Origin of the sequence: Planctomonas psychrotolerans, assembly GCF_008642235.1 — a bacterium.
GTDB classification, from domain to species: Bacteria; Actinomycetota; Actinomycetes; order Actinomycetales; family Microbacteriaceae; genus Planctomonas; species Planctomonas psychrotolerans.
The window spans coordinates 346439-356564 of record NZ_SJEV01000002.1 but is presented as its reverse complement, the minus strand read 5'-3'; the positions used below and the strand labels follow the sequence as shown (position 1 = coordinate 356564).

The window sequence follows — 10126 nt, the reverse complement described above, 5'->3', positions numbered from 1 at the left end:
CCGGAGAGATTCGCGGGCGATCGACGGGAACCGCGGCGGGATCGGTGGAAACAGCGGCGGGTGATCGCAGAAGCGGCGTGGCGGGTGCGTTTCCGTGCGCGTTGCGTTCCTTCGACGTCCTCAGGAACCGTGGGGTTGATCCCTTCGACGGGCTCGGGAACCGGCGGGGTCGGGGACCGCAGGGCCTCGACCGGGCGAGCGGCACGGTAGAGTGAGCGGGAAGACATCCTTTAAGTTCCGTCCAGAGAGGCGGGGAAGGAGGTCAGGTTGAGCGCACGCACACTGCTGCATCAGGCTGATATCACGCGGGCACTCACGCGCATCGCGCACGAAGTGCTCGAATCGAACCGCGGATCCGCCGGCCTCGTGCTCCTCGGCATCCCGACCCGCGGGGTGCTGCTCGCCTCGCGCCTCGGCCGCATCCTCGCCGACATCGACCCGGACTTCGATCCCGCTTCGGTCGGCTCCATCGACGTCACGATGTACCGCGACGACCTCTCGCGGAAGCCCACCCGCGCCCCCGCACCCACGTCGGTGCCGCCCGGCGGCATAGACGGCACCACCGTGGTGCTCGTCGACGACGTGCTCTACTCGGGCCGCACCATCCGGGCCGCACTCGATGCCATCAGCGACCTCGGCCGCCCGCGCGCGGTGCGCCTCGCCGTGCTCGTCGACCGCGGACATCGCGAGCTCCCCATCCGCGCCGACTTCGTGGGCAAGAACCTGCCGAGCGCGCAGCACGAGCGGATCTTCGTGCACCTCGCCGAGCTCGACGGCGACGACTCCGTCAGCATCGACTCGCTCAGCACCAACCCCGCGAGCACCGACCCCGCGAGCACCGCCCAGGTCGATGCAGCCGCCGGATCCACCACGCACGGGAGGGCCCGACCGTGAGGCACCTCCTCTCCACCCGCGACCTGTCCCGCGACGAGGCAATCCACGTCCTCGACGTCGCCGAGAACATGGCCGACGTCGCGACCCGCGAGGTCAAGAAGCTGCCGACGCTGCGCGGCCGCACCGTGGTCAACCTCTTCTTCGAGGACTCCACCCGCACCCGCATCTCCTTCGAAGCGGCCGCGAAGCGCCTCTCGGCCGACGTGATCAACTTCAGCGCCAAGGGGTCGAGCGTCTCGAAGGGCGAGAGCCTCAAGGACACCGCGCAGACCCTCGAGGCGATGGGAGCGGATGGCGTCGTTCTCCGCCACCCGGCCTCGGGTGCGCCGCACGTGCTCGCCGAGAGCGGCTGGATCGACGCCGCCATCGTCAACGCCGGCGACGGCACGCACGAGCACCCCACCCAGGCGCTCCTCGACGCCTTCACCATTCGCCGACGCCTGCACGGCGGTACCCAGCGCAGCAGCGACGGTGCCGCCGCGCACGGCACCGCCCGCGGCCGCGACCTCGACGGCGTCTCGGTGGTGATCGTGGGCGACATCCTGCACTCCCGCGTCGCGCGTTCCAACGTGTGGCTGCTCACCACCCTCGGCGCCGCCGTCACCCTCGTGGCGCCACCCACCCTCGTGCCCATCGGGATCGACACCTGGCCGGTCGACGTGTGCTTCAGCCTCGACGAGGCGATCGACACGGTGCGCCCCGACGTCGTGATGATGCTGCGCATCCAGGCCGAACGGATGAGCGCCGCGTTCTTCCCGAACACCCGCGAGTACGGGCGGGTGTGGGGTCTCGACGACGCACGAACGGCGCGGCTCGCGCCCGATAGCATGGTGATGCATCCCGGCCCGATGAACCGGGGCCTCGAGATATCCGCCGCCGCTGCGGATTCGGCCCGGTCCACGGTGCTCGAACAGGTTGCCAATGGTGTCTCCGTGAGAATGGCAGTGTTGTACCTCCTCCTCGCGGGGCAGGGAGAGGGCTTATGAGCGCGCACGAGCACGACTACGTGATCCGCGGAGCGTCGCTCGTCGACGGCGAGCGCACCGACATCCGCATCGCCGACGGCCGCATCGCCGAACTGGGGACGGCGCTGTCCGCGGCGGGAGCCACGGCGATCGACGCCGACGGGCTGCTCGCCCTTCCCGGGCTCGTCGACCTGCACGTGCACCTCCGCGAACCCGGCTTCGAGCAGAGCGAGACCGTGCTCACCGGCACGCGCGCGGCGGCGGCGGGCGGCTTCACGGCCGTCTTCGCCATGGCGAACACCTCACCGGTCGCCGACACCGCAGGGGTCGTGGAGCAGGTCGAGGCGCTCGGTCGCCGGGCCGGCTACGCCACGGTGCGCCCGATCGGTGCCGTGTCCGTGGGTCTCGCGGGGGAGCGGCTCGCCGAGCTCGGCGCCATGGCCACCTCGCGCGCCGGCGTGCGCGTCTTCTCGGACGACGGCCACTGCGTCTCCGACGCCCTGCTCATGCGTCGTGCGCTCGAGTACGTGAAGTCGTTCGACGGCGTCATCGCCCAGCACGCGCAGGAGCCGCGCCTCACCATCGGCGCGAGCATGAACGAGAGCGCCCTCTCCGGCGAGCTCGGCATCCCGGGCTGGCCCGCCGTGGCCGAGGAGTCGATCATCGCCCGCGACGTGCTCCTCGCCGAGCATGTGGGCTCGCGCCTGCACATCTGCCACGTCTCCACCGCCGGTTCGGTCGAGGTGCTGCGCTGGGCGAAGGCCCGCGGCATCGACGTGACCGCCGAGGTCACCCCGCACCACCTGTTGCTCACCGAGGATCTCGTGGCCGGCTACGACGCCCGCTACAAGGTCAATCCGCCGCTCCGCTCGTCGGAGGACGTGCTCGCGCTCCGCGCCGGCCTCGCCGACGGGACCATCGATATCGTGGCCACCGACCACGCGCCGCACCCCGCCGAGGCGAAGGACTGCGAGTGGGGCGCCGCCGCGTTCGGCATGGTGGGCCTCGAGTCCGCGCTCTCCGTGGTGCAGGCAGCCGTGGTCGACTCCGGACAGCTCGACTGGGCGGATGTCGCGCGCGTGCTCTCGTACACGCCGGCCCGGATCGGTCGCCTGTCCGGGCACGGGGTGCCGCTCGCCGTGGGCGCCCCGGCCAACCTCGCCCTCTACGACCCGACGGCGTCGCGCCCCTTCGACGTCTCGCGGCTGGCCGGCAAGGGCACCAACTCGCCCTACCTCGACCGCACCCTGCCGGGCAGTGTGCGCGCCACGTTCCACCGGGGCTACCCCACGGTGCTGAATGCGACGCCGCTCGCCGAGGAGACCGTCTCCGCCAGCGCCGAGCACGCCGATCGTGCCGCGGGCACGCGGGGAACCGAGTGAACGAGCGGGTCGTCCCCGGCGTGATCGTTCTCCTGCTCCTCGCCGGTCTGCTCACGCTCATGTATCGCGGGTGGCGGGCGCGTCAGCGCAGGCAGTCCGGCATATCGCGCCCACCGACCCCTCCTGCGACGCTCGGCCCCGACCTCGCGAGCCTCGACGTGCTCTACGTGGCGACCACCGTGGCGGCGGAGCCGCTCGACCGCATCGCGGTGCACGGCCTCGGCTACCGCGGCCGTGCGCTCGTCCGGGTGACGCCGGAGGGCGTCGTGCTCGCCATCACCGGCGAGGACGAGGTCTTCATCGGGGCGGACGCCATCGACGGGCACGGTCTCGCCACCTACACCATCGACCGCGTGGTCGAGTCGGGCGGCCTCGTCGTCATCACGTGGAGGCTCGGCGGACCCGACGGCATCCTCGTCGACAGCTACCTCCGGGTGACCGACGCCGACGCGCGCCCCGGCCTGCTCGCAGCGCTCGAGCGCATCTCCCGAACCGAAAGGACTTCCGAGTGACCCACCTACCCGCAGTACTCGTGCTCGAGGACGGTTCCCGCTACACCGGCCGGGCCTACGGCGCCACCGGCCGCACGCTCGGCGAGGCCGTGTTCGCCACCGGAATGACCGGCTATCAGGAGACGCTCACCGATCCCTCCTACGCGGGGCAGATCGTGCTGCAGACCGCCCCGCACATCGGCAACACCGGCGTGAACGACGAGGACCAGGAGTCCGCGCGCATCTGGGTGGCCGGCTACATCGTGCGGGACCCCTCCCGCGTCGTGTCGAACCACCGGGCCACGCGCAGCCTCGACGACGACCTCGTCGCCCAGGGCATCGTCGGCATCTCCGGAGTCGACACCCGCGCGGTCACCCGGCACATCCGCGACGCCGGTGCCATGCGCGCCGGGATCTTCTCCGGCGAGGATGCGGCGCTCGACGCCGACGAGCAGCTCACCGTCGTGCGCTCCGCGCACGAGATGACCGGACTCAACCTGTCCGGGGCCGTTTCCACGGCCGAGCTCTACACGATCCCGGCCGAGGGGGAGCGGATCGGTTCCGTCGCGGTGCTCGACCTCGGCATCAAGACCGCCACGGTGCGCCAGCTCGCGGCCCGCGGCCTCGACGTGCACGTCGTGCCGCAGTCGATCACCATCGAGGAGCTCGCCGAGCTGAATCCCACCGCCGTGTTCTACTCGAACGGCCCGGGCGACCCGAAGGCGAGCGAGTACCACGTTGAGCTGCTCCGCGACGTGCTGCGCCGCGGGCTGCCGTTCTTCGGCATCTGCTTCGGCAACCAGCTGCTCGGGCGGGCCCTCGGCTTCGAGACCTACAAGCTGCCCTTCGGCCACCGCGGCATCAACCAGCCCGTGCTCGATCGGCGCACCGGCAAGGTGGAGATCACCTCGCACAACCACGGATTCGCCGTGCGCGCCCCGCTCGACGGACCCGTGGACACCCCGGCCGGCTTCGGCCGCGCCGAGGTGAGCCACGTCGATCTCAACGACGACGTGGTGGAGGGGCTGAACTGCCTCGACATCCCCGCGTTCAGCGTTCAGTACCACCCCGAGGCCGCCGCCGGCCCGCACGACTCCACCTACCTGTTCGACCGGTTCCTCGACCTGATCAAGGACGCGAGTGCGTCGACGGGATCGGGCCCGTCGACGGGCTCAGGGACCGTGGGGGACACCGCGACGGACTCCACAACCGCGACGAAGGAAGGCAACTGATGCCCAAGCGCACCGACATCAACTCGGTCCTCGTGATCGGCTCCGGACCCATCGTCATCGGGCAGGCCGCCGAGTTCGACTACTCCGGCACCCAGGCGTGCCGCGTGCTGCGCGAGGAGGGCATCCGGGTCATCCTGGTCAACTCCAATCCGGCGACGATCATGACCGACCCCGGATTCGCCGACGCCACCTACATCGAGCCGATCACCAGCGAGGTGCTGGAGAAGATCCTCGCGAAGGAGCGCCCGGACGCGGTGCTGCCCACGCTCGGCGGCCAGACCGCCCTCAACGCGGCCATCGAACTCGACCGCCTCGGCATCCTCGCCAAGTACGACGTGGAGCTGATCGGCGCCAAGGTCGAGGCCATCCAGAAGGGCGAGGACCGCCAGCTGTTCAAGCAGCTCGTGCTGGAGTCCGGTGCCGACGTGGCCCGCTCGCACGTGGCCCACACGGTGGAGGAGGCCGTGGACTTCGCCGAGGACCTCGGCTACCCGCTCGTCGTCCGACCCTCGTTCACCATGGGCGGGCTCGGCTCCGGCTTCGTCTACACCCGCGACGAGCTCGTGCGTTTCGTCGCCGACGGTCTGCACCAGAGTCCCACCACCGAGGTGCTGATGGAGGAGTCCATCCTCGGCTGGAAGGAGTACGAGCTCGAGCTGATGCGCGACACCGCCGACAACACGGTGGTCGTCTGCTCGATCGAGAACGTCGACCCGGTCGGCGTGCACACCGGCGACTCCATCACGGTGGCGCCCGCCCTCACCCTCACCGACCGCGAGTACCAGAACCTCCGCGACATCGGCATCGACATCATCCGCCGGGTGGGCGTGGACACCGGCGGCTGCAACATCCAGTTCGCCATCGACCCGGCCAACGGCCGCGTCATCGTGATCGAGATGAACCCGCGGGTCTCCCGCTCCAGCGCGCTCGCGTCGAAGGCCACCGGCTTCCCCATCGCGAAGATCGCGGCGAAGCTCGCCATCGGATACCGTCTCGACGAGATCCCGAACGACATCACCAAGGTCACCCCGGCGAGCTTCGAGCCGACCCTCGACTACGTCGTCGTCAAGGTGCCGCGGTTCGCCTTCGAGAAGTTCCCCGCCGCCGACCCCACCCTCACCACCACCATGAAGTCGGTCGGTGAGGCCATGGCGATCGGCCGCAACTACGCCACCGCACTGCAGAAGGCGCTGCGTTCCCTCGAGAAGCGCGGCTCGTCGTTCTCGTGGGGCGAGGAGTCCCGCTCGATGGAGGAGCTGCTGGAGATCAGCCGCACCCCCACCGACGGCCGCATCGTCACCCTGCAGCAGGCGCTCCGGGCCGGGGCGACCGTCGAGCAGGCCTTCGAGGCCACCGGCATCGACCCGTGGTTCCTCGACCAGATGGTGCTCATCAACGAGGTCGCCGACGAGATCCGGGCCGCCCCGCACCTCGACGAGTCGGTGCTCCGGCACGGGAAGGATCATGGCTTCTCGGATGCGCAGATCGGCCAGCTCCGCGGCCTCGCCGAGGCGGAGGTGCGGGCCATCCGGCACAACGCGGGAGTGCGCCCGGTCTTCAAGACCGTGGACACCTGCGCGGGGGAGTTCCCCGCGCTCACCCCGTACCACTACTCGAGCTACGACAGCGAGACCGAGGTCGCCCCGAGCGACCGCCGCAAGGTCATCATCCTGGGGTCCGGTCCGAACCGCATCGGGCAGGGCATCGAGTTCGACTACTCCTGCGTGCACGCGTCGTTCGCGCTGTCCGACGCCGGGTACGAGACCATCATGATCAACTGCAACCCGGAGACGGTGTCCACCGACTACGACACCAGCGACCGGCTCTACTTCGAGCCGCTCACGCTGGAGGACGTGCTCGAGGTCATCGCCGCGGAGAGCGCGAGCGGTGAACTCGTGGGCGTGGTCGTGCAACTCGGCGGGCAGACCGCTCTGGGTCTCGCGAAGGGCCTGCAGGCGGCGGGCGTGCCGATCCTGGGCACGTCGCCCGACGCCATCGATCTCGCCGAGGAGCGCGGCCTGTTCGCGGGCATCCTCGACGACGCCGGCCTCGTCGCGCCGAAGAACGGCACGGCCATCGCCGTGGACGACGCCGTGCGCATCGCGGAGGACATCGGCTACCCGGTGCTCGTGCGACCGAGCTACGTGCTCGGCGGGCGCGGCATGGAGATCGTGTTCGACAGCCCGTCACTCGTCGACTACTTCGACCGGATGAAGGACACGGCCATCATCGGCCCATCCAGCCCACTCCTCATCGACCGCTTCCTCGACGACGCGATCGAGATCGACATCGACGCGCTCTACGACGGCGAGGAGCTCTACGTCGGCGGCGTGATGGAGCACATCGAGGAGGCCGGCATCCACTCCGGCGACTCGAGCTGCACCCTCCCGCCGGTCACCCTGAGCCGCGCCGAGATCGACCGGGTGCGGGCGGCCACGCTCGCCATCGCGCAGGGCATCGGCGTGCAGGGCCTGCTCAACGTGCAGTTCGCCATCGGAGCCGGGGTGCTCTACGTGCTCGAGGCCAATCCGCGCGCCTCCCGCACCGTCCCCTTCGTCTCCAAGGCGCTCGGCATCCCTCTGGCCAAGGCCGCGTCGCTGATCATGGTCGGATCGACCATCGCCGACCTGCGCGCGAGCGGCCTGCTCCCGCAGCAGGACGGATCGGTCGTGCCGCTCGACTCGCCGATCTCGGTGAAGGAGGCGGTGCTGCCGTTCAAGCGCTTCCGCACGCGCGAGGGCAGCATCGTCGACTCCGTGCTCGGCCCGGAGATGCGCTCCACGGGAGAGGTCATGGGCATCGACCGCGACTTCCCGCGGGCCTTCGCGAAGAGCCAGGAGGCCGCGTTCGGCGGGCTGCCGCTCTCCGGCACCGTGTTCGTGTCGGTGGCGGACCGGGACAAGCGCGCCATCATCCTGCCCGTGCTGCGGCTGCTCGAGCTCGGCTTCGCCATCAAGGCCACGAGCGGCACCGCGGAGGTGCTGAACCGACACGGCATCCGCGCCGAGATCGTGCGCAAGTACAGTGAGGGCGACGAGTCGGCCACCGGATCTCCGTCGATCGTCGACCTGATCAACCGCAACGAGGTCGACGTCGTCATCAACACCCCGAACGGCAGGTCCGCCCGCGCCGACGGCTACGAGATCCGCGCGGCCGCCGTGGCCGCGGACAAGCCCCTGTTCACCACGATCGCGCAGCTGTCGGCCGCCGTCGCCTCGTTCGAGGCGATCCGGGCCGGCTTCGACGTGAAGTCGCTGCAGGAGTACGCCGTCGATCGGGCGGCCCGCCTGTGACGGCGACCCCCGCCCCCGCCGACAGCCGCCCCTTCGGTGCCCGCCTGGGCGACGTCTTCGCCGAGCACGGCCACCTGTGCGTCGGAATCGATCCGCACGAGTTCCTGCTGCGCGACTGGGGCCTGCCGGTGAGCGCCGCGGGCACCCGCGACTTCGGGCTCCGCGTGGTGGATGCGGCAGCCGGTACCGTGGGCATCGTCAAGCCGCAGGTCGCGTTCTTCGAACGCTTCGGATCTGCGGGGTACGCCGCGCTGGAGGACGTGCTGGCCGCCGCCCGGGCTGCCGGGCTCCTCGTGATCGCCGATGCCAAGCGCGGCGACATCGGCACGAGCGTCGACGCCTACGCCGCGGCGTGGCTGACGCCCGGGTCCCCGCTCGAGAGCGACGCCCTCACCGTGAGTCCCTACCTCGGCGTCGGCGCGCTCGCGTCGACCTTCGCGCTCGCCGCCTCGGCGGGCAAGGGCGCGTTCGTGCTGTCCGCGACGTCGAACGCCGACGCGGCAGCCGTGCAACGGAACGGTGTGGCGGCCGGGGTGCTCGCCGCGGTGCGCGCCTGGAACGCGGCCCGCACCGCGCCCGACGGCGCGGCTCCCGTGCCGTTCGGCGCGGTGGGCGTCGTGCTCGGCGCCACCGTCGACCTCGCTGCGTTCGGCATCGACACGGACGAGGAGAACGCGCTGCCGGGCACGCCGGTGCTCGCCCCCGGCTACGGATCGCAGGGCGCCACCTTCGACACGGTGCACAGCACTTACGGCGGTCTCGCCCGGGGCACTATCCTGAGCGAATCCCGCAGCATCCTGTCGGCGGGACCGGACTCGCTCGACCGGACCCTCTCCCGTCGGGCGCTCGAGGCACGGGAGGTGTTCGCGTGAGGCCGAATCCGCCCGAGGTGGATCGTGCGGCCGCATCGAAGGCGGCGGTGGCGGCACGACGGGCACGCGCCGCAGTGAAGCAGGACATCCTCACCGGCGCCCGGACGCCGCTCGCCGTGCTTCGCGCGTCCATCGACCCCGCGGCGAAGCCGGAGCACACGCTCCGCGTGACGGAGTACCTCACGAGCATCCCGAACATCGGCCCCACCAAACTCGAGCGCATTCTCGCCGACCTCGGCATCTCGCCGGCCAAGCGGCTGGGCGGCCTCGGCGTGCACCAGCGCGAGCACCTCGAGGACTTCATCGTGCGCTGGCAGACGGCCAAGTCGATCATCGAGCCGTCGCGGCTCGTGGTGCTCGCCGGACCGACCGCGGTGGGCAAGGGCACTGTGTCGACGCACATCCGGGAGAACTACCCCGACGTCATGCTGTCGGTGTCGGCCACCACCCGCGCGCCGCGCCCCGGCGAGATCGAGGGCGTCAACTACTACTTCGTCGACGATGAGGGTTTCGACCGGTTGATCGCCGACGGCGCACTGCTCGAATGGGCCACCGTGCACAACGCCTACCGCTACGGCACCCCGCGCGCGCCGATCGAGGCTGCGCTCGCCCAGGGCAAGAGCGTCCTGCTCGAGATCGACATCCAGGGCGCACGGCAGGTGCGGCAGGCGATGCCGGAGGCGCGACTCGTGTTTCTGCTGCCGCCCAGCTGGGACGAACTCGTGCGTCGACTCATCGGCCGCGGCACCGAGTCGAGCGAGGAGCAGTCCCGTCGCCTGGTCACCGCGAAACAGGAACTCGCCGCGCAGGACGAGTTCGATTACGCGGTCGTCAACCGCGACGTCCCGGATGCGGCCCGCGAGGTCGTAGACTTGATGCAGATTCGATCGGTGTCCCCGGCGTCGACCGCGCGCTGATCGCGCTTCTTCCGATTGCGGGCGCCCGGGCGCGACAGCCGCCCGCTCCCGCCCGGACCACGACGAAACCGATGCGGGCC

At 70.8% G+C, this 10126-nt stretch carries 8 protein-coding genes; all 8 read left to right on the top strand.

Annotated elements, in window-relative coordinates; translation table 11 throughout:
* Positions 1 to 267: 267 nt before the first annotated feature.
* Genes pyrR through gmk form a run of 8 tightly spaced genes read left to right on the top strand, consistent with a single transcriptional unit; the run spans position 268 to position 10046 of the window.
* A complete protein-coding gene (gene pyrR / locus EY822_RS14910; RefSeq protein ID WP_150309238.1) occupies positions 268 to 894 on the top strand; it encodes a bifunctional pyr operon transcriptional regulator/uracil phosphoribosyltransferase PyrR in 627 nt (208 codons plus the stop codon).
* On the top strand, positions 891 to 1880 hold the full coding sequence (locus EY822_RS14905) for an aspartate carbamoyltransferase catalytic subunit (RefSeq protein ID WP_150309237.1): 990 nt from the start codon (positions 891 to 893) through the stop codon (positions 1878 to 1880). The genes pyrR and EY822_RS14905 overlap by 4 nt, the downstream gene beginning before the upstream one ends.
* Positions 1877 to 3241, top strand: a complete 1365-nt coding sequence (locus EY822_RS14900; RefSeq protein WP_150309236.1) for a dihydroorotase — start codon at positions 1877 to 1879, stop codon at positions 3239 to 3241. The genes EY822_RS14905 and EY822_RS14900 overlap by 4 nt, the downstream gene beginning before the upstream one ends.
* Positions 3238 to 3753 (top strand): PH-like domain-containing protein, encoded by a 516-nt coding sequence (locus EY822_RS14895; protein WP_150309235.1) that lies wholly within the window; start codon positions 3238 to 3240, stop codon positions 3751 to 3753. The genes EY822_RS14900 and EY822_RS14895 overlap by 4 nt, the downstream gene beginning before the upstream one ends.
* On the top strand, positions 3750 to 4964 hold the full coding sequence (carA, locus tag EY822_RS14890; RefSeq protein ID WP_150309234.1) for a glutamine-hydrolyzing carbamoyl-phosphate synthase small subunit: 1215 nt from the start codon (positions 3750 to 3752) through the stop codon (positions 4962 to 4964). The genes EY822_RS14895 and carA overlap by 4 nt, the downstream gene beginning before the upstream one ends.
* The gene (carB, locus tag EY822_RS14885) at positions 4964 to 8257 is read left to right on the top strand and encodes a carbamoyl-phosphate synthase large subunit (RefSeq protein ID WP_150309233.1); all 3294 of its coding nucleotides are present in this window, start codon (positions 4964 to 4966) and stop codon (positions 8255 to 8257) included. Before carA ends, carB begins: the two co-directional genes overlap by 1 nt.
* A complete protein-coding gene (pyrF, locus tag EY822_RS14880) occupies positions 8254 to 9129 on the top strand; it encodes an orotidine-5'-phosphate decarboxylase (protein ID WP_227497380.1) in 876 nt (291 codons plus the stop codon). Before carB ends, pyrF begins: the two co-directional genes overlap by 4 nt.
* Positions 9126 to 10046: a guanylate kinase gene (gene gmk / locus EY822_RS14875; RefSeq protein WP_150309232.1), complete on the top strand. Its 921-nt coding sequence runs from the start codon at positions 9126 to 9128 to the stop codon at positions 10044 to 10046. Before pyrF ends, gmk begins: the two co-directional genes overlap by 4 nt.
* Positions 10047 to 10126 lie beyond the last annotated feature (80 nt).